The sequence below is a fragment of the Sinomonas sp. ASV322 genome, assembly GCF_030908245.1.
Taxonomy (GTDB): Bacteria; Actinomycetota; Actinomycetes; order Actinomycetales; family Micrococcaceae; genus Sinomonas.
Genome location: NZ_JAVFJJ010000005.1, coordinates 242607 through 262126, shown reverse-complemented (window position 1 = coordinate 262126; position 19520 = coordinate 242607). Strand labels below are relative to the sequence as shown.

The 19520-nt window shown below is 70.0% G+C and carries 18 protein-coding genes, 1 tRNA gene and 1 pseudogene; 10 read left to right on the top strand and 10 right to left on the bottom strand.

What is annotated here, in order from left to right; all coding sequences use genetic code 11:
• Positions 1-37: 37 nt before the first annotated feature.
• The 5 genes from RBS12_RS09835 to RBS12_RS09815 all read right to left on the bottom strand — a co-directional run bounded on the left by RBS12_RS09835 (position 38) and on the right by RBS12_RS09815 (position 4144).
• Positions 38-1096, bottom strand: coding sequence for a hypothetical protein (locus RBS12_RS09835; protein WP_307965912.1), 1059 nt, complete (start codon positions 1094-1096; stop codon positions 38-40).
• A gap of 60 nt (positions 1097-1156) precedes the next feature.
• Positions 1157-2092 (bottom strand): AEC family transporter, encoded by a 936-nt coding sequence (locus RBS12_RS09830; protein ID WP_307965911.1) that lies wholly within the window; start codon positions 2090-2092, stop codon positions 1157-1159.
• Between the two features lie 103 nt (positions 2093-2195).
• Positions 2196-2621 carry an aspartate 1-decarboxylase gene (panD, locus tag RBS12_RS09825; protein ID WP_307965910.1) on the bottom strand — a complete coding sequence of 142 codons (426 nt, stop codon included), beginning with the start codon at positions 2619-2621 and terminating at the stop codon, positions 2196-2198.
• A 48-nt stretch (positions 2622-2669) separates the two neighbouring features.
• On the bottom strand, positions 2670-3371 hold the full coding sequence (locus tag RBS12_RS09820) for a phosphonatase-like hydrolase (protein ID WP_307965909.1): 702 nt from the start codon (positions 3369-3371) through the stop codon (positions 2670-2672).
• Positions 3368-4144, bottom strand: coding sequence for a GntR family transcriptional regulator (locus tag RBS12_RS09815; protein ID WP_307965908.1), 777 nt, complete (start codon positions 4142-4144; stop codon positions 3368-3370). The genes RBS12_RS09820 and RBS12_RS09815 overlap by 4 nt, the downstream gene beginning before the upstream one ends.
• A 164-nt stretch (positions 4145-4308) precedes the next feature.
• Between RBS12_RS09815 and RBS12_RS09810 the strand changes: the two genes are divergently transcribed.
• The 5 genes from RBS12_RS09810 (at position 4309) to RBS12_RS09790 (ending at position 9928) form a co-directional block, all read left to right on the top strand.
• Entirely contained in the window at positions 4309-5466 is a 1158-nt protein-coding gene (locus RBS12_RS09810) for a TIGR03364 family FAD-dependent oxidoreductase (protein ID WP_307965907.1), read from the top strand.
• A gap of 122 nt (positions 5467-5588) precedes the next feature.
• A complete protein-coding gene (locus RBS12_RS09805) occupies positions 5589-6704 on the top strand; it encodes a 2-aminoethylphosphonate ABC transporter substrate-binding protein (RefSeq protein ID WP_307965906.1) in 1116 nt (371 codons plus the stop codon).
• Between the two features lie 53 nt (positions 6705-6757).
• Positions 6758-8227 carry an ABC transporter ATP-binding protein gene (locus tag RBS12_RS09800; RefSeq protein WP_307965905.1) on the top strand — a complete coding sequence of 490 codons (1470 nt, stop codon included), beginning with the start codon at positions 6758-6760 and terminating at the stop codon, positions 8225-8227.
• The gene (locus tag RBS12_RS09795) at positions 8224-9144 is read left to right on the top strand and encodes a 2-aminoethylphosphonate ABC transporter permease subunit (RefSeq protein WP_307965904.1); all 921 of its coding nucleotides are present in this window, start codon (positions 8224-8226) and stop codon (positions 9142-9144) included. Before RBS12_RS09800 ends, RBS12_RS09795 begins: the two co-directional genes overlap by 4 nt.
• Positions 9131-9928, top strand: coding sequence for an ABC transporter permease subunit (locus tag RBS12_RS09790; RefSeq protein ID WP_307965903.1), 798 nt, complete (start codon positions 9131-9133; stop codon positions 9926-9928). The genes RBS12_RS09795 and RBS12_RS09790 overlap by 14 nt, the downstream gene beginning before the upstream one ends.
• Before the next feature lie 147 nt (positions 9929-10075).
• Here the strand turns inward: RBS12_RS09790 and RBS12_RS09785 are convergent, their stop codons facing one another.
• Entirely contained in the window at positions 10076-10927 is an 852-nt protein-coding gene (locus RBS12_RS09785) for a LysR substrate-binding domain-containing protein (RefSeq protein WP_307965902.1), read from the bottom strand.
• 194 nt (positions 10928-11121) lie between these two features.
• On the opposite strand from RBS12_RS09785, the pseudogene RBS12_RS09780 reads away from it, so the two are divergent.
• Together RBS12_RS09780 and RBS12_RS09775 are read left to right on the top strand one after the other, a co-directional pair.
• Positions 11122-12447: pseudogene (locus RBS12_RS09780) on the top strand (MFS transporter); the annotation flags it as partial.
• Between the two features lie 279 nt (positions 12448-12726).
• A complete protein-coding gene (locus tag RBS12_RS09775) occupies positions 12727-13887 on the top strand; it encodes an IS1249 family transposase (RefSeq protein ID WP_307965901.1) in 1161 nt (386 codons plus the stop codon).
• A gap of 83 nt (positions 13888-13970) precedes the next feature.
• Here the strand turns inward: RBS12_RS09775 and RBS12_RS09770 are convergent.
• A tRNA-Gly gene (locus RBS12_RS09770) sits at positions 13971-14044 on the bottom strand.
• Between the two features lie 156 nt (positions 14045-14200).
• Between RBS12_RS09770 and RBS12_RS09765 the strand changes: the two genes are divergently transcribed.
• Genes RBS12_RS09765 through dcd form a run of 3 tightly spaced genes read left to right on the top strand, consistent with a single transcriptional unit; the run spans position 14201 to position 15845 of the window.
• Positions 14201-14770 carry a hypothetical protein gene (locus RBS12_RS09765; protein WP_307965900.1) on the top strand — a complete coding sequence of 190 codons (570 nt, stop codon included), beginning with the start codon at positions 14201-14203 and terminating at the stop codon, positions 14768-14770.
• Positions 14771-14780: 10 nt separating this feature from the next.
• On the top strand, positions 14781-15215 hold the full coding sequence (locus tag RBS12_RS09760) for an SRPBCC family protein (RefSeq protein ID WP_307965899.1): 435 nt from the start codon (positions 14781-14783) through the stop codon (positions 15213-15215).
• 54 nt (positions 15216-15269) lie between these two features.
• Positions 15270-15845, top strand: a complete 576-nt coding sequence (gene dcd / locus RBS12_RS09755) for a dCTP deaminase (protein ID WP_307965898.1) — start codon at positions 15270-15272, stop codon at positions 15843-15845.
• A 50-nt stretch (positions 15846-15895) separates the two neighbouring features.
• Here dcd and RBS12_RS09750 read toward each other — a convergent pair whose 3' ends face one another.
• The 3 genes from RBS12_RS09750 to RBS12_RS09740 all read right to left on the bottom strand — a co-directional run bounded on the left by RBS12_RS09750 (position 15896) and on the right by RBS12_RS09740 (position 19490).
• A complete protein-coding gene (locus tag RBS12_RS09750; RefSeq protein WP_307965897.1) occupies positions 15896-16846 on the bottom strand; it encodes a hypothetical protein in 951 nt (316 codons plus the stop codon).
• Between the two features lie 132 nt (positions 16847-16978).
• A complete protein-coding gene (locus tag RBS12_RS09745; RefSeq protein WP_307965896.1) occupies positions 16979-17683 on the bottom strand; it encodes an FCD domain-containing protein in 705 nt (234 codons plus the stop codon).
• A 112-nt stretch (positions 17684-17795) separates the two neighbouring features.
• On the bottom strand, positions 17796-19490 hold the full coding sequence (locus tag RBS12_RS09740) for an L-lactate permease (protein WP_307965895.1): 1695 nt from the start codon (positions 19488-19490) through the stop codon (positions 17796-17798).
• Positions 19491-19520: the final 30 nt, after the last annotated feature.

Below are 19520 nucleotides of genomic sequence, written 5' to 3'. Positions count from 1 at the left end.
GGCGCGTGAAGCCCGCGTTGAGCTCAGTGGGAGGCCCTCAGCCGATCACCGGCGTGAGCGTGATGGTTGTCCCCGAGACGTCCAGCCGCACCGTGAACGTGAACCCGCGCTCGACGTCCAGGTCGCTGACCTTGCCCGTGAACAGGTCGATCTGCTGAGCCGTGAGCTTCGCCTTGCCCGTGAGCGGCGTGACCGCCCATTGGCCGTTGAACGGGGTCACCGTCACACTCGGGTACTGCGTCACGGACCACGCGATTGTCCCATCCACGATCCGGTTGCCGGTCGCGTAGGAGAATGGGCAGTTGGGCTGGAGCCGCTGCTGCGCCGAGGCGGTCTGGGCGCATTGGTCGAGGAATTCCTTGGCCTTCTGCGCGATGGCCTCGTTGAGCGCGGGGGTCGCCTTGGTCTGAAGGGCCAGCGGCTGGCTCCCGCGCTGCGCGACGACGGCCGTTTTGGCGTCGGCGGCGAAGTACTCGCCCGGGAGGGCGCCGATGTAGCTGCCCGGGTAGAACACGGGGAACGAGTTCCGTCCCGAGGGCATGTTGACTGCCGCGCCGTTGAGCGTGGCCCGCGAGGAGTTGATGACCGAGGCGTCGACCGTGGGGAGCGGCCCCGGCACGATGCTCCAGCGCGGGAAGAATAGCCAGTCCGTGCCCGTCTGCTCGACCAGGAAGTCGCTCGTGTAGTCGGTCCCGTCCGAGGTGAACGTCACGGGCACGTCCTGCCGGCCGTCGGGCGCGGGCTGGGGCTCGCCGACCTTGAGCTCGCGGATGCGGGACATCGAGTCCCGCAGCGGCGCGCCGTCGAGCATCGCCGCACTGCCGGGCGGCACCTGGGCGCGAAGGGCGCCGAGGGCCCGCGCGCCGTCGCCCGCTTGAAGTGCGGCAAGGTACGCCCTGATCGGCTGGGCCGGCCCGCTCGCGGCCTCGACCAGGATGATGGCCGCGACTGCGGCGGCGACGGCCAGGACGAGTGCGGCAAGCCATGCGAGGGCGATCCTCGTGACATTCACTGCCGGGCGGGCCGCTTCGGCGACAGCCGCGGAGGGCTCGTCCGCCACGCCATTCTGGCTCGTCGCGCTCTCCTCGTCTGCCACGCCTCCCAAGCTTAGCGGGACGGCCGGTCACTCCGGGGAGCCGGAAGGCCGCGGCTTGGACTATGACAGCAGGGCGGCCATGACGGCCATCGCGGGGATCGCGACGACGGTTGTGATGAGAACCGTGTCCTTCGCGACCACGAGTCCCACTTGGTAGCGCTGGGCCGCGACGTACACGTTCTGGGCAGTGGGCAGCGCGGCCGTGACGACGGCGGCGAACAGAGCGTGCCCGCCGAGCCCGAGGGCGAACCGCGCGAACGCGAACGCGATGAGGGGATGGATCACGAGCTTGAGGGCGGTGGCGAAGACGGTGTCGAGCCGTCGGCCGTCGTCGGCGCGCAGTGGCCGCGAGCCATGGAGCGAGATGCCGAACGCCATGAGCATCGCGGGGATCGCCGCGCCGCCGATGAGGTGGATCGGCTGCATGATGAGGTCCGGGAGCCTCCAGCCCGTTGCCGCGAGCACGAGCCCGATCAACGACCCGATGATGTTCGGATTCGTCACGACGGGGAGCACGAACTGGAGGGCACGGGCGGCGCCGGGCTTCGCCGTCGCCGTCGTGCCGTCGAGCAGGAGGAGGTACGACGGCGTGAAGAGCGCGAGCTGGAAGATGAGCAGGGGCGCGACGTAGCTCGCGTTGCCCAGGACGAAGACCGAGATCGGGATGCCGAGGTTCGCGGAGTTCGCGACCGACGAAGACATCGACGCGATGAGCGCCTCCGGCAGCTCGCGGCGCCGCACCCAGCGGAAGACGGCGAGGGAGACGAGCCCCACCACCGTGGAGCTGACCGCGATGACGAGCAGATGCGTCGAGAAGATCGTATGCAGGTCCGCCTTGCTGAGCGTCTCGAGAAGGAGGGCTGGGCTTGCCACGAAGAACGAGAGCCGGCTCAGGACGGCCTGCGCGCCGTCGCCGAGGAGCCGCTTTCGGGCTACGAACCAGCCCGCACCGATGATGGCCCAGACGACGAAGAAGCCGGCGAGGACGCCTAGCATGTATTGCCCTCGGACGCGTCGCTCAGCAACCGATTTCCGTGGGGCACGCGCACCAGCCTATCGGGCGGCGTGGGTCAGCCCGCGCCGCGGCGACGGCGGGGCGTCAGTTGAGGTGGGCCTGGATGGCGAACGGCGGGCGCATCATGCCGGGCGCGATGCCTTCGGCCGGGTCCGTGCCGAGCTCGATGACCTTGTTCTGGGCGTTGACGTGGACGACAGTGGGGACGAACTCGCGCGCTTCCTCGTTGCTCATCGACGCGTAGCTGATGAGGATCACGATGTCGCCCTCGTGCATGAGGTGCGCCGCCGCGCCGTTGATGCCGATGACGCCGGAACCGCGCTCGCCCGCGATCGTGTACGTCTCGAGCCGCGAGCCGTTCGTCACGTCGACGATCGAGACGAGCTCGCCCGGGAGGATGTCCGCGGCTTCGAGCAGATCCAAGTCGACCGTCACGGAGCCGACGTAGTGCAGGTCGGCGTGTGTGACCGTCGCGCGGTGGATCTTCGACTTGAACATGGTCCGGTTCATCGGGGACAAGTTTACTCCCGTCCCGCCGCGCCTTCTGTGGCGCGGGTCTCAGGTGCGGGTGACCTCGAGCGCAGGCACGTCCGCGACGCTCTCGAGGACGACGACGCCCGGCTGGCTCGCGAACTCCTCGCGCGTGAGCTTTCCCGTGAGAACGCCGACGGCGATCGCGCCCGCGTTCCGCGCGGCCTGGACATCGACGACCGTGTCGCCGGCCGCGAGCACGGCGCTCACGTCGAGCACGCCCGTCTTCTCCATGGCCCGGTGGATCATGTACGGCGCGGGTCGCCCGGCGGCGACGTCCGACGTCGTCACGAGCGCGTCGAGCGTGTGCTCGGGCCCCTCGCCGACGGTCCAGCCGATGCTCTCGAGAAGGGGAGCAGCGACGTCCCGGGAGAAGCCCGTCGTGAGGGCGACCTTGATTCCGCGCCCGCGCAATTCGGCGAGGGCCTCGACGACGCCGGGGAACGGCGTCGGCGGCTCGGCCGCGTAGCGCTCGGCGAGGATAGTGCGGAAATGCGCGAACGTCGCGGCGACTGTCCTTTCGACGTCAGCGGCGTCGACACCGGCATATCCCCCGAGCCGCAGGAGGGCGCGGATCGCCTCGATCTTGTCCGCCCCCATCCACGTCTGGAGGTCCTCGGCCCGGACGTCGACGCCGTTCTCGCGCACGGCGTCCTCGAGGGCGCGGTAGACGTGGCCGTGGTCGTCGACGGTCGTGCCTGCGATGTCGAACGCGGCGAGCTGGATCATGCTGATTCTCCTGGGGTTCCCGGGCTCAGGACGCGGGCGAGCGGGGCCCGCTGTTTGAGCGTGTTGTGGACGACGAAGTTGGCGAGCTCGGGACGGTAGCGGTCCTCGGCGTATTCGAGGGGCTCGCCCTTTGAACTCGACGTGACGCGGCGCTCGCGCAGGAGCGGGGAGCCGAGCGGGACGCCGAGGAGCTCGGCATCGGTCTGGTCCGCAGCGACGGCGTCGATCGTGTGGCGTGCGCTGTAGAGGTCCACGCCGTGGTCCATGAGGAAGCGGAACGTCGACCCGGAATCGGTGTCGAATCCGAAGAGCGGCTGTCCCGCCTCGAGGACGAAATGGGAGCGCTCGACCATGGTCGGCTCGCCGTCGAGGAGTCGGAGCCGGAGCAGCGAGACGACCTGGGCATCGTCGGCCAGCTCGAGCTCGGCCGCGACGACGGGACTCGGGGCGCGCTTCGCGATTTCGATCGTCCGCTGGCCCGGTTCCTTGCCGAGCCCCACGGCCCACTCGGTGAAGGACAGAAAGGTTTCGACCGGCTGGGACTGCGCATCGCGATGGACGACGGGGGCCCGGCCTCGCCCGCCGACAATGAGCTGCTCGGCACGGAGCGCGGCGAGCGCCTGCCGGACGGGACCCCGTGAGGTCTTGAACTCCTCGCACAGTGCGGCCTCGCTCGGAACCTGCGAGCCGTCGGCCCAGACCCCAGTCGAGATGCGGCGCCGGAACTCTTCGCGAAGCGTCTCGTGCAAGGGTGCCGTGCGGGGCGTATTCATGTGTTGATTATACAAGTTTGACCGGTTGCGGCGGATCGGATCGGCGCTGGTTCGGTGAACTCTCGATTAACGCCAAACATCGAAAGGGAAATCAAGGTGAACTTGTATAGATAAGTGGTCTTTCAGCTTGGCGCCGCCTCCACGATCCCCCGAAAGTAGAGGCCATGAGCACAACAACAGCCACCCCTGGCTATGACCTCCTCGTCGTCGGCGCGGGCGTCGTCGGCCTCGCCCACGCCGCTGCGGCGGCGGAGCGCGGCCTCCGCGTCCTCGTGATCGAGCGCGACGGGCACGCCGTGAGCGCGTCTGTGCGGAACTTCGGGCACTGCTGCGTGACGGCGCAGGCCGGCGAGCTTCTGGACCTCGCCCGGGTGGCCCGCGAACGCTGGCTCTCCCTGAGCTCTGCGGCCGGATTCTGGTCCACGGCCGCGGGCGGGCTCGCGATCGCCCGCAGCGCGGCCGAGCTCGCCGTCCTCGAAGAGCTCGCGGCGGCACGAGCCGACGGCGGGGTGCGCCTCGTGAGCGCGTCGGAGGCGCGCGAGCAGATGGGCGGCGGGCTCGACGCCGCGGCTGTCGGCGCGGCGGTGCTCGAGGAGGACGTGCGCGTGGACCCGCGCTCCGCCGTCGTCGGCCTTGCGGCGTGGCTCGAGCGGCAGCCGCTCGTCGACATCCGCTGGCGCACGGCATACCTCGGGCCAGCGGACGACGGCGGTGCCCGCACCTCGCGCGGCACGGTCGCCGCGGCCCAGACGATCGTGTGCGCGGGCCACGACCTCGACTACCTCTTCCCCGACGCCGCCGACGCGGCCGATGTGAAACGCTGCGGCCTCCAGATGGCGCTCGTCGACGCGCCGAGCGCCGGTGGCACCGCCGCCCAGATCGCCCCCGCGGTCCTGACCGGGACGTCGATGCTGCGCTACCCCGCGTTCTCGACGACCACGGCCGCCGTCGAGCTGCGGGCCGAGCTAGAGCGAACACGCCCCGAGCTGATCGGAATCGACGCCAATGTGATGCTCACGCAGCGGCCTGACGGCTCGCTCCTCATCGGCGACAGCCACGTCACGCTCGGCACCATGCCGCCGTTCCTCGACGAGGCCACGAGCGCGACCCTCCTCGCGAACGCGGCCGAGCTCCTCGGCGTCGAGCGGCTCAGCGTCCGGCAGCGCTGGCAGGGCATCTACGCGTCGAGCGCCCAGTCCCCGTACCTCATCGCCGAGGTCGCGCCCCGCGTCACGGCCGTCTCGGTGACCTCCGGCGTCGGCATGACGATCTCCCACGGCCTCGCCCAGAAGGTTCTCGACCAGCTCATGGCTTCGGCCTGACCGGTCGGCGCTCGGCCCGCCCGCTCCCGGCCCACCCGCCCCGGCCCACCCCCCCTCGGCCCACCCGCCCCAGACCACCACGCCCCTATCCCTCCACCCCCACCCCAAAGGAAAGATCCCCCATGAAGCGCACCACGCGTCCCGTCCCCCTTCGTGCAGTCCCCCTTCGTGCAGCATCCGCAGTCGCCGCCTTCGCGGCCGGCGCCCTCCTCCTCTCCGCGTGCGGCGGCACCGCGACGGGCACGCCCGCTGGCCCTGCCTCCAGCGGGGGTGCGGCCACCGGCGCCGCCTCGGGCGACGCCCAGGTGACCATCTACAGCGCGGACGGCCTCGCCGACTGGTACAAGGGCACGTTCGAGGACTTCACGAAGTCGACCGGCATCAAGGTCAACTACGTCGAGTCCGGCTCGGGCGAGGTCGTCTCCCGCACCGAGAAGGAGAAGTCCAACCCGCAGGCCGACATCCTCGTGACGCTCCCGCCGTTCATCCAGCAGGCGGACCAGAAGGGTCTCCTGGGCTCGATCAGCGCGGACCTCTCCGCGATCCCGCCCGCGGACAAGGCGGCCGACGGCCACTACGTCGCGCTCGTCAACAACTATTTCGCGATGATCCGGGGCACGGCCGCGTCGCCGAAGCCGGACACGTGGAAGGACCTCCTCGATGCCGGCTACAAGGGCAAGGTCCAGTACTCGACGCCCGGCCAGGCCGGCGACGGCACCGCGATGATGGTCCTGCTCGAGCAGATCCTCGGCAAGCAGGGCGCGATGGACTACTTCAAGGCCCTCCAGCCGAACAACGTCGGCCCCAGCTCCTCGACCGGCAAGCTCGGCCCGAAGGTCTCGAAGGGCGAGCTCTCGGCCGCGAACAGCGACGTCCAGATGGCGCTCCAGTCAATCAGCGCCGACAAGTCCGCCTACGAGGTCTTCTTCCCGAAGACCGACGACGGCAAGCGCTCCACCGTCTCGCTCCCGTATGACATGGGCCTCGCCTCGAACGCCCCGCACAAGGCGAACGCCGAGAAGCTCATGGCGTACCTCCTCTCGAAGGACGTCCAGTCGACCGTCTCGAGCAAGGCGTTCGGCCTGCCCGTCCGCTCAGACGTCACCCCGAGCGACGCGAACTTCGCGACCCTCAAGAAGACCATGGACGGCGTCACAGTGGCCAACCCCGACTGGGACGCGGTCCAGAAGGGCCTCAAGGACGACCTCGCCGCCTACAACGCGGCGACCGGCCAGTAACGCGCCGGCCAGAGCAGTCGGCCAGCAAGAACCAGCACCACCTAGGAGCACCCATGCCTCTCGCGGCCTCAGGCCGCGCCTACGGTGCCCAGCTCGACGGCGGTCGTCCGGCCGCCGTCGAGCTGCGGCACGTGAGCGTGCGCTATTCCGGATTGAACGCGGGCGATCACCCCGCGCTAGCCGACCTCTCCCTGCGGATCGAGCCGGGGGAGACCGTCGCGCTGCTCGGGCCGTCCGGCTCGGGCAAGTCGACCGCGCTCAAGGCCATCGCCGGCTTCGAGCGGCCCAGCGAGGGTCACGTGCTACTGGCAGGCAAGGATGTCACCAACCGCCCGCCCGCCGAGCGCGGCATCGGCGTCGTCGTGCAGTCCTACGCCCTGTTCCCCCATCTCAAGGTCGCCGACAACGTTGCGTACGGGCTCCGGGCGCGGCGCGTCCCGCGGGCCGAAGTCCGGGCAAGGGTCTCGGAGATGCTCGAGATGGTCGGCATGGAAGCGCACGCGCGCAAGCTTCCGCGCGAGCTCTCAGGCGGCCAGCAGCAGCGGATCGCGATCGCGCGAGCGCTCGCGATCCGCCCCGACGTGCTGCTCCTCGACGAGCCGCTCTCGGCCCTCGACGCCCGCATGCGCCAGGACATGCTCGAGGAGCTCGCGCGGCTGCGCCGCGAACTGCCCGACGTCGCGATGGTCTACGTGACGCACGACCAGACCGAGGCGCTCGCGCTCGCCGACCGCATCGGCGTCATGCGCGACGGCCGGCTCGTGGACCTCGGCACCGCGGACGAGCTCTACCACCGCCCCCGGCACGCCTTCACGGCGTCCTTCCTCGGCGGCGCGAATCTCCTGCAGGGGGTGGTCGAGCCGCTCGGCGCAGCAAGTCTAGCTCTGGGCGCCGCGGCCGCGGCGGGCTCGCAGGCATTCGTCGTGCGGCTTGACACCGGCGGCGCCGTCAGTGCCCGCGTGGGCGATCCGGCGTTCGACGCCGGAGCCACCGGCGGGCGCGTGAGCGTCGCCGTGCGCCCGCACGCGTTCCGGGTCCAGACTGAGTCTCGCGCGGCGGGCCTGCGCGGGACCGTCGAGTCCGTGCAATGGCGCGGTGCCGGGCATCGGCTGCGCGTGCGGCTCACGGGCATCCGGCGCGGAGGCTCCGCGATGGGCGACGCCGGGATGGGCGACGCCGGGCGGGTTGACGCCGGGATGGGCGACGCCGGGCGGGTTGACGCCGGGATGGGCGACGTCGGGCGAGTTGACGTCGGGATGGGCGACGCCGGGCGGGTTGACGCCGGGATGGGCGACGCCGGGCAGACCGTCGCCGTCGACCTCGAGCCATTCGCCGCCGTACCCGAGGTCGGCGCCGCCGTCGCGCTCGGCGTCGTGCCCGGCGAGGCCGTCATTGTTCCGCGAGACGGCTCGATCGGCGGCCTGCGCGTTCCCGGCGCGAGCGGTTCTCCACATCCTGCCCGCAACCGAGCGGGCGACGGCGCGAGCGCAGCGCCGGCAGCGGGCGATGGGGCGTCGTCGTGAGCGCCGCGCCTGCGACGACCGCGGCCGGCGAGCCGACCGCCGTCGCACGCGCCCCGCGCATCGACGCGGCCGGTGATCGGAAGGCGCCCCGCGCGCTTGCGTGGGCGATTCCGCCGCTTGCGATCGTCGCGCTCATCTTCCTTGTGCCGCTCGCCGAGACGGTCTGGCAATCGGTCGCGGACACGTCCGGGGCCTTCACCGGCTTCGAGGAATGGGGGCTGGAGTTCGCCTCCGCGGCGCTGCCCAAAGCCGTTGGGACGACGCTGTGGATCGCCGTGCTCGTGACGGCCGGATGCGTGCTGATCGGGACGTTCCTCGCCGTGGGACTGAGTTTCGTCCCGTTTCGGGGGAGCGGGGTGGCCGTTCGGCTCCTCGAGGCCGTCGTCTCATTCCCCTCGTTCATCATTCCGCTCGCGTTCGGCATCCTGTACGGGCGGGCCGGCGTGCTCAACTCGGCGCTCGCGGGGCTCCCGGGCGCGCCGCACGTCGACTTCGTCAACGACGTGCCGGGCGTCGTCCTCGCCGAGATCACGTACTTCACGCCGTTCGTCGTCCGCCCGCTGCTCGCCGTGTTCGGCCAGCTTCCGCGCGAGCTCCTCGACGTCTCAGGGAGCCTCGGTGCGGGCCCGCTCATGACGATCCGGCGGGTCGTCCTCCCGGCCGCGCGGCCGGCTCTCGCGGCGTCGGCGGGGCTCGTCTTCCTGCTGGCGATGAACGAGTTCGGCATCATCATGTTCACGGGCGCGAAGAACGTCGTGACGCTGCCCATGCTCATCTACACGAAGAGCATCGTGACGTTCGACCTCCCGGCAGCAGGCGTCGTCTCGTGCGTCCAGCTCGCGCTTTCCCTCGGTGTCTATGGGCTCTACCGGGCGCTTGTCCGCCGACTCTCAGGAGGCCTCCGTGCTGCTGCATAGCCGCTCCGCACGCGCGGCGGTGAAGGCCGCCGTCGTCCTCGTCCTCGCGCTCCTGCTCGGGGTGCCCCTCCTCGCGATCGTCCTCGCGGCGTTCGCCGGGAGCTGGAACGGCGTGTGGCCGTCGGATCCCACGCTGTCGCATCTCGCCGACGCTCTCGCGGCGGACAACCTCGCGAGCATCTCGGTGAGCCTCCAGACGGCGCTCGTCGCGAGCATCGGGGCCGTGGCCGTCGGTGCGTGGGCCGCCCTCGCGGCAAGATCGGCACCCCGCCAGGTCGCCGCGACGATCGACGCCCTGCTCCACCTGCCCGCGGCGGTGCCGTCCGTCGTCGTCGGCCTCGGCCTGCTCGCCGCGTTCAGCCGGCCGCCGCTCACCCTCAATGGCACGGCCACGATTGTCGTCATGGCGCAGACCACCCTCGTGCTCGCGTTCGCGTACAACACGGTCGCGGGCGCGGCGGCGAGCCTCGATCCCGTGCTCGATCAGGTGGCCGGGAGCCTCGGGGCGCGGCCCCTGCGGGTGCTGCTCACCGTCCGCCTGCCGCTGCTTCTGCCCTCGATCGGCGCGGCCCTCGGCCTCGCGTTCGCCCTCTGCATGGGCGAGCTCGGCGCGACCATCATGGTGTATCCGGCGAGCTGGAGGACGCTGCCTGTCAGCATCTTCGCGCTCGCCGACCGCGGGAGCCTGTTCCTCGCCGCCGCCGACACCCTCGTGCTGATCGCCGTGACCGTTGCGGTCCTCGGGCTTATCGCCCGGCTGCGCGGGCGGACAATGGTGCGGTAAGCGCACCTCACACCGTTCAAGGGTCACCTCCCGTCGGTGCGCACCCGCGAGGGACCCGGCCTGAGCTTGCGAGGGCCGGGAGCCGGTGGGGAGGGCGCTCGCCCGCAGGAGACGACCCTTGAACGATACGGTGGTAACGGTGGGGCCCTAGGTTCGGCTGAGCGTGCGGCCCATGATCGCGGCGGTGAGCGCATCCACGGCTTCGGAGTTCGCGAGGGAATTGCGGATGAGCGTGAAGTCAACGTCGCCGACGGGCGGCAGGTCGAAGCGGCGCGTGATGATCGCGAGGTCGTCGGGGACGAGCGTCGTGGGCATGACGGCGACGCCGAGGCCCGCCCGGACCGCCGCCAGCACGCCCGCGATCTGCTTCGTGCTGCAGGTGACCTTCCACGTGCGGCCGCTCGCCTCGAGCGCCTCGATTGCGAGGGTCCGGCTCAGGCTCGGGGCTGGATAGGCCACGAGCGGAACCGGCTGGCCCGGATTGAGCTCGGTCTGCTCGACGCCGACCCACGAGAAGACGTCGTGCCGCACGACAGTTCCCTCCTGGGCTCCCGCGACCCATTTGATGAAGACGAGGTCGAGCTGGCCGGCCTTGAGGCGCCGGTGAAGATCGTCGCTCTGGCTCACGGTGAGTTCGAGGTTGAGCTGGGGGTACGCGCGTCGGAACTCGCGGAGGATGCGGGGCAGGCCTGTGATGGCGAGGTCGTCGGCCGTGCCGAACCGGAGGCGCCCCCGCATCGCCGAGCCGCGGAAGTATCGCGCGGCCTCGTCGTGCGCTGCGAGGATACTTCGCGCGAAGCCCGCCATCGCCTCGCCGTTGTCGGTGAGTCGCACGCCGTGCGTGTCCCGCACGAGCAGGATGCGGCCCGCGGCCTTCTCGAGCTTCGCGACGTGCTGGCTCACCGTGGGCTGGGCGAGCCCGAGGCGATCGGCCGCGAGCGTGAAGCTCAAGTGCTCGGCGACGGCGAGGAAGCTGCGGAGGTGCGAAGGATCGAACACGCTCCCCATCCTCGCGGGGCATATTGCGGAATGCAATAGCTCTTATAGTGCGAATCGCCTACCGCAATGCATTTGGGATGGATAGCCTTTAAAGCGATCGCTCACTTGCCTCCCGAACGAAACTCCAGGACCCTCCCGTGACTTCGCCCAGCTCCGCCGTGCCCTCTTCCGTGTCCGATACGCTCAGCAACCCGATCACCCGGCCGTACTCCGGCCTCCCTCGCGCGCATGCCCCGTACCCACCCAGCCACCCTTACCCGCCCGCAACTCCTCACCCACCCGGCCACCCTTACCCACCCACCGGGCCCATCGCCGTCGTGAGCGAAAAGCTTCCGTGGAAGCACACGTTCATTTCGCTCCGCGTGCACAATTTCCGGCTCTTCGCGATCTCGCACCTCATTGCCGTCATCGCGGTCTGGATGCAGCGCATCTCGCAGGACTGGCTCGTCCTGCAGCTCTCGGGATCGGTCGCCGCCGTCGGCATCACGGTAGCGCTCCAGTTCCTGCCGGTCCTCGTGCTCGGCCCGTGGGGCGGCCTCATGGCCGACCGGTTTTCGAAGCGCAGGCTCCTTCAGCTCTGCCAGGCGAGCGCGGGCCTGTGCGCGGCGGCGCTCGGGACGCTCGCGCTCACGCATTCGCTCGAGGTATGGCACGTCTACGTCGTCGCCGTCATCCTCGGCCTCGTGACCGTCCTCGACCAGCCATCGCGGCAGGTGTTCGTCAACGAGCTCGTCGGGCCTGACTACCTGCGCAACGCGATCAGCGTCAACTCGACGACGTTCCAGCTCGGAGGGCTCATCGGGCCCGCGATTGCCGGCGCGCTCCTTTCCGCTGTGGGCGGCGGCTGGGCCTTCGTCGTCAACGCGTGCGCGTGCTTCGCGACGGTCGGCATGCTCTCGATGCTCAGGGTCCGCGAGCTGTTCACGGCCCCGCCCACGCCCAAATCGAAGGGCATGCTCCGCGAGGCCGTCCGCTACGCGTGGGCCAAGCCGACGATCCGTTGGCCCTGGGTGCTCGCGGGCGTCGTCGCCGTCTTCGCGCTGAGCCTTCCCGTGCTGCTTGCCGCGTACGCCGACCATGTCTTCTCGATCGGCGCGGGCGGGTACGGGCTGCTCAACACGCTCGTCGCTCTCGGCTCCCTCGCGGGGGCGATCGCGTCCGCGCGGCGTCGCAGGCTTCGGCTCGCGACCGTCGTGGCGGGGGCCGGAGCCTACGGGGCGCTGCTTGCGGCCGCGGCGTTCGTGCCCTCGCTCCCCGTGTTCGGCGCGCTCATGGCGCTCGCGGGGTTCGGGGCCCTCACGTTCCTGACCTCCGCGAACCAGCTCGTGCAGACGAGTGCCAACATGGGCATCCGCGGGCGCGTCATGAGCCTCTACACGATGGTGCTCATGGGTGGGCAAGCGCTCGGCGGGCCGATGCTGGGCGGCCTCGCCGAGACCTGGGGCGCCCAGTGGGCCCTGTTCCTCGGCGGCGTGCTGCCGGCCGTGGCCGCTGGAGTTCTTGCAGTGTGGCTGCGCCGGGGGCGCCGCGCGTAGACGGCCGGCTCGGTGACGCGCCCTCTGGATCGCAGTCCCCTTATCGCCCGGGAAGGTACCTTGAGGAGGACTTCGCGAGCGATAAGGGGACTGCCGTGTGCCAGTACGGACTTCCGACGTCGTCGTCGGCCACTGCCTCGACGCTCGTCGAAGGTCCGGAAATGCAGAACGCGGGTTATAGGACAAAACGTGGGGATGGGATTGGCCTGGATCCCAGTGTTGGCGCGGGAAATTCGGGGTCGTCTTACTCTGTGACCCTTAGGCGTGAGGGTTGCTTCCAATTCGACGTCCTGCCGGGTATGCGGGTCCGTCCTGGTAAAGAACGGGCGGACCGCCGCGGGGACGCAGCGGTGGAGGTGCGTCTCATGCCGGGCCGGGACCACTCGTCGGCGCCTCGACCTGTCCCGCAGGCACGAGCTCGAGGCCTTCCTCGGCTGGCTGCTGGGAAAGGACACGCAGGCCGAGGCCGGCCTGGGCCCCGACCGCTCGTTCCGGCGCGTCACGGCGTGGTGCTGGAACATCGCCCCGGAGATCCCGGCCACCGGGGAGGTCCACGACGAGGTCCAGCTGGACGGGATCTACCTCGGCGGCTGGTGCGCCCTGATCGCCACGGCCGGGGAGCACGTGATCGGCTGGCAGTGGTGCGACACCGAGAAGTCCGCCGCGTGGGCGGCCCTGCTCGAGCGCTTCCCCGCCCCGCGCGTGGTGGTCTGCGACGGCGGTGCCGGCCTGGCCTCGGCCCTGCGGAAGGTCTGGCCGGAGACCCGGGTCCAGCGCTGCCTGGTGCACGTTCACCGCAACGTCCGCACCCACCTGACCCACCGGCCCCGCCTCGAAGCCGGCAGAGCTCTCCTTCGCCTCTCCAAGGCGCTCATGCGCCTGAAGACCGCCGAAGAGGCCGCCGCCTGGGCGACCGCGCTGAACGACTGGCACACCCGCTGGGGCCCGATGCTCAAACAGCGCACCCACCGCGGCGAGGCCGGGGCCGCGCCGTCATGGGTCAAGCCCTCCCAGCAGTGGTGGTACACCCACAAGCGGCTGCGCGCCGCGTACTACCTGCTCGAGCGGCTCGTGAAGGCCGGGACCCTGTTCACCCACCTCGCCCCCGAGCACGAGGACCTCCGGATCGCCTCGACCACAAACCGGATCGAAGGAGGGGTCAACGCCCAGCTGCGCCTGCTCCTGAAGCACCACCGCGGCATGAGCGAGAACCACATGAAACGCGCCGTCGAATGGTGGCTCTACACCCACTCCGAAAACCCCGCCCCGGCCCAGAGGCTCATCCGCCCAGAGCACAGCGAACCGCCGAAACGAACACCGACAACGACCGAGGAAGAGCGGATCGGACCGGCCCTCTACGACACCGCCACGACCGCCGAGGAAGGCCTCTGGGCACGCACCGGACGGGCCGGCAGAAGCCGATGACACGCCCGGGCCATCCCCACGTTTTGACCGATAACCCCAGAACGCCCCCGGATGCGAAGTCCGGGGGCGTTCTGCGATCACGCTGGAGCGGCCGACGGGAATCGAACCCGCGTATCAGGCTTGGGAAGCGTGCGCTCTGCCATTGAGCTACGGCCGCAGGCCCCGAAGGGCTCCATCCAGCTTACAGCACGCCTTGGGGTGCCTCGGCCCTTCCTAGGACTTGGCCTCCGTGCGGAGCGGACGCCCACGCGGCGGCCGCTCCACGCACCGAGCCGCTCGGTTCGCTGTCAGACGCGGGCGATAACGTAGCGTCATGGCCCACCGACCTCAGCCCTTCACGCTCCTCGGCGTCGACATCGACCGTACGTTCGGCGGTCGCCAAGGGCATTTCGTCGTCGATGCCCACGAACTCGCGCACCCCAAAACCCAGCGCGCGTTCCGCTGGGTGTACTGGATCCTCACCGCCGAGGCGGCCGTCGGATTCGGGGCGGTGATCATCGCCGTCGTGCTTCAGGTGCGCGGCGCGGAGGTGGGATTCGCGGCCTGGTTCCGCGGCGTCGTCGTCCTTGCCATGACGCTCACGCTCTTCTTCTTCGCGTGGCGGGCCCGGCACGGCTTCTACTGGGGCTATCAGCGGCTGCGGCTCTTCAGCCAGATCTTCCCCGTCGTATCGCTCATCGTCGCGACCATCCCGGGCCTGTATCCGTATTGGATGGTCGTCGAGCAGATCGTGTTCGCGGTGCTGATGATCGGCGTCGCCGACGTCCTGACGAGCGACCACATGCGCGTCGCCTTCAGGTCGCCGCGCCGCCGGGCCGAACTCGGCGAGGCTCTCGCGCCGCGCCCGGGCGATTCACAGGGGAATTCCAGTCGATTCCAATAGTCTTGGTCACATGCCAGCGGCCGAGAATTCAGTGACCATCCGACGCACCCCCGAAGACGTGTACGCGTTCCTCGCCGACGGGCTCAACAACAAGCTGTGGCGACCCTCCGTGAAGGCCGTCTCGCTCGCCTCCGGAACTGCGGGGGAGGTCGGCGCGGTGTATGCCCAGCGTCTCGCCGGGCCGGGCGGCCGCGAGATCGACGGCGACTACCGCATCGTCGAGGCGACGCCGAGCGCGTCGCTGCGCTTCGAGGTCGTCGCGGGGCCCGCGCGGCCGAGCGGAACCTTCACGCTGCGGCCGACGGACGACGGCGGGACGGCCCTGAGCTTCGGCCTCGCCTATGAGCCCAAGGGCTTCATGAAGCTCATGGGCGGCATGATCCAGAAGACCATGGACTCCGAGGTCAAGCAGCTCGATACGCTCAAGTCCGTGCTCGAGCAGTAGTCACGGTCGCCCCTTTGTGGGCGGCGCGCCCGCGCGCTGCGGTATTTTGGGGAGGTGCTGCTCTCTGATCGCGACATCCGAGCCGAGATCGACGCTGAGCGAATCGCGCTCGCCCCGTTCGATCCGGCCATGGTCCAGCCGTCCAGCGTCGACGTGCGGATCGACCGGTTCTTCCGGCTTTTCGACAACCACAAGTACGCGCACATCGACCCCTCGCAGGAACAGCCCGAGCTCACGCGTCTCGTCGAGGTCGATGACGACGAGCCCTTCATCCTGCACCCGGGCGAGTTCGTGCTCGGCTCCACGTTCGAGACGGTCTCGCTCCCGGAGGACATCGCCGCTCGCCTCGAAGGGAAGTCATCGCTCGGGCGGCTCGGGCTCCTCACCCACTCGACCGCGGGCTTCATCGACCCCGGCTTCTCGGGCCACGTGACGCTCGAACTCTCGAACGTCGCGACGCTCCCGATCAAGCTCTGGCCGGGGATGAAAATCGGCCAGCTGTGCTTCTTCCGCCTTTCCTCGGCCGCCGAGCACCCGTACGGCTCGGGCGCGTACGGGAATCGGTACCAGGGCCAGCGCGGCCCGACCGCCTCGCGCAGCTACCTCAACTTCCACCGCACGAGCGTCTGAGTCCCCGCGAATTGTTGGGCTGTGCAGGGTGCGACGCGCCTTGACCCTGTTCAAGCCGACAATTCGCGGCGAGAGGTCGCCAACCGCTTGAGGCGCGCCTCGACGAGACGGGCCACACCACTCCACTCACGCCGTCGAACATCAGCGGCTGAGACTATGAGCTGATCCCAGCCGAGGTCTGCGACCATCCGGTTTCGCCAGTTGTCGCTTGCCTGTTGTTGCGCGCTGCGATGATGTTCGCCGTCGTACTGGACCGCCAGCCGGAGATCGACGAAGGCCTGGTCAGGCCACGCGACTGCTCTCCCGAGTGGATCGCGGATGACGTAATTGAGCGTCGGTTCGGGGAGGCCAGCCTCGACCTCCGCGAGCCGCAGGAGGGTTTCTGGGACAGAGTCCGCGCCGACGCGAACCCGGGCCAGGGCGTGACGGGCTGCCGGCAGACCACGCACCCGCCCTTTGGTGTCGATGTAACGACGCATGTCTTCGATGTTTACGAAGGGAATCTGGGGTACCGGGAAGTCCGCCGGATGTTCGCACACGAGGTAGTCGCCGATTGCCACGAGGTGGCTGAGCGGCAGGACGCCCGCGAGATCGAGCCAGGTTCGCTCTCGGGAGGTGACGCGCACGCCGTCGAGCATGACGACGTCGTGATCGGCCAGATGCATACGGTGGCACGCGACGCCCGGCCGAGCGCTGCGCGGAGTCCCGGGAGGGCGCGTCACATGAATCGTTGGATCCCTCTCATGCACCAGGGGGAGGGGGAGACCCCAGATCTGGGCGGCGGACATGAAGCTCGCGACGGCGTCCGGCATGAGATCGAGCAGTGGCCGCACGAGCGTCGTCGGCGTCGCGTTGGAGCCCCACGGGACTCGGACGCCGCGGGTCGGACTCACAAGGTCGGAGGCGCTGAGGCGGCCGCGGCTGACTCCGAGGAACCGGGCTTCGGGCACTGAGAAGGACCTCGTGGCGAGCTGGGGTGGCAGCGGCTTTCGAACGTTCATTGCCCCATCCTCGGATGCTCGGACGCGAGCTGGGCGGTTGTCCACAGGGTTCGATGCGTCCAGTGGCCCGATTGTTGGGTTGAGCAGCGTCCGTAGGCACGTCACCCTGCGTAGGCCAACAATTCGCTAGGGTCAGAGGGACTGGCGGTAGAACCAGTCGATGTGCTCGCGCACGAGCTGGGCGGCTCGTTCGCCGTCGCGCGCCTCGACGGCCTCGAAGATCCCGTGGTGATGATTCCTCAGGACGTGCACGACATCGCCCCATGCCCCGCGGCGGGTCACCGCGTCGTCGATGTAGCTGCGGATTGCCTCGCGCATCGACTCCATCATCGTGCTCACGACGACGTTGCCGGCGAGGGTGCTGAGCGCGATGTGGAACTGGGAGTCGAGGAGCGTGAAGACCTCGGAGGGAAGTGCGTCGTCGTCCATGGCGTCGAGGAGCCGCCGGGCGTCGTCGAGCTGCTCCTGCGCCCACGAGGCGGTCGCGGCGCGTTCGAGCGCCCACGTTTCCATCATGATCCGCGCGTCGACGACGTCCTTGACGGGAAGCTGCTGGCTCGCGACGTGCAGGCGCAGCGCCACTCCGAGGGCCGAAGAGGGGTCCGACACCACGATCGTGCCTGAGTTGGGCCCCGAGCCGGTGGCCGAGCGGACCACGCCCATGACCTCAAGCGAGCGGATCGCGTCCCGCACCGACGCGCGCGAGATCCCGAACTGCTCGGCGAGGGCCCGTTCGCCGGGGAGCCTGTCGCCCAGCTTGAGCGCGCCCGAGCGGAGGCTGTCCTCGATGTGGCGCAGCACGGCGTCGTGCGCTCGGCCGGTGGTGGATTCAGGCATGGCTCCATCTTGCCGCACGCCGCGGGGCGAAGAGGCACGACGGCGCCCCGCGCCGGGGCATTCAGGGCGCCGCGTGCGCAGGGCGGCGCGGGTGGGCGACGTCACGGCGCTCCTAGGGGAGCATCCAGCCCAGAGCGGACGTGGACTGCAAGAACACCAGGACGCACAGGGCGAGCAGCAGGCCGAAGCTCCACGGGACGACCTTGCGCAGGATCGTCGACTCCTGGCCGTCCATCCCGACCGAGGTCGCGGCGATCGCGAGGTTCTGCGGGCTGATGAGCTTGCCGACCACTCCGCCGGACGTATTCGCCGCGACGAGCAGCGAAGGGTCGATCCCCGCGTGCTGGCCCGCGGTCTGCTGGAGCTTCGCGAAGAGCGCGTTCGCGGACGTGTCCGAGCCGGTCACCGCCGTGCCGATCCAGCCCAGGATGGGCGAGAGAAAGGCGAACGCGGCGCCCGTGCCTGCAAGCCACGTGCCGATCGCAACGGTCTGCCCGGAGAGGTTCATGACGTATGCGATGGCGAGGACGAGCACGATCGTGAGCGCCGCGAGGCGCATCTTGACGAAGGTGCGCCACAGCTCGGCGACCGCATCGCCGATGCGCAGCCGGAATCGGCCGCCGCCGTCGTTGAGCGAATACACGACCGCGATAATCACACCCGAGAGGAGCAGGAGCGTGCCGGGGCTCGAGAGCCACTGGAAGGAGTAAATCGTCGAGGCGACCGGCTTGCCGTCGGCTCCGAGGAGGGAATCGTGCAGGAGGGGCCACGGGATCTTGACGTCCGTCGCGAGCAGGGCCTTGGGCAGGTCGATGCCGAGGCGCCACAGCTTCGACACAGCGAACACGAGGATCACGAGGATGTACGGGAAGAGGGCGAGCCACACCCGCGAGCCGGTCAGGGAGGCGGCCTCCGCACCGGGGCCGACGGCGGCTTCGGAGGCTGTGCGCGCAGGGACCCCCAGGCGCTCGCGCGCGGCGTCGGCGCCGCGGGGCTTCCAGACGCGAAGGAACAGGACGGCGACGCCGAGACCGGCGAGCGACGCGACGACGTCCGTGAGCTCGTAGGAGAAGTAGTTGGAGCACAGGAACTGGGCCGCGCCGAAGACGACGCCTGTCACGAGCGCGGGCAGCCATGCGTCGCGGAGGCCGCGCACGCCATCGACGATGAGCAGGAGCAGGAGCGGCACGACGAATGCGAGGAGCGGGGTCTGGCGGCCGACGATCGCGCCGATGTGATCGGCACGGATCCCGGTGAGCGCGCCCGCCGTCGTGATGGGGATGGCGATCGCGCCGAACGCGACCGGGGCGGTGTTGGCCACGAGGACCGTCGCGGCTGCGCGGAGGGGCTTGAGGCCGATCGCCATGAGCATGGTCGCGGTGATGGCCACCGGGGCGCCGAAGCCGGCGAGCGCCTCCATGAGCCCGCCGAAGCAGAACGCGATGAGGATCGCCTGGATCCGGAGGTCGCCCGCGCCCAAGCGGTCGAAGATACGGCGCAGGTCCTCGAAGCGTCCGCTCCGGACCGTGATCTGGTACAGCCAGACTGCGGTGAGGACGATCCAGAACACGGGAAAGGCACCGAACACGGCGCCCTCCGAGGCGGCGAGCCCCGCGAGGCCTACGGGCATGCGGTAGGCGACGACGGCGACGGCGAGGGCGGCGAGCAGCGCGAACGCCCCCGCGACGTGGGCGGCAGTCCGCACGACGGCGAGCAGCACGAAGAAGGTGACGAGCGGGATGAGGCCGATGAGGGCGGATACGGCGACGCTGCCGGCCACGGGATCGGTCGCGGGGGTGAAGGTCATGGGGGCTCCTGGAGGGAGGGAAACCGCGGC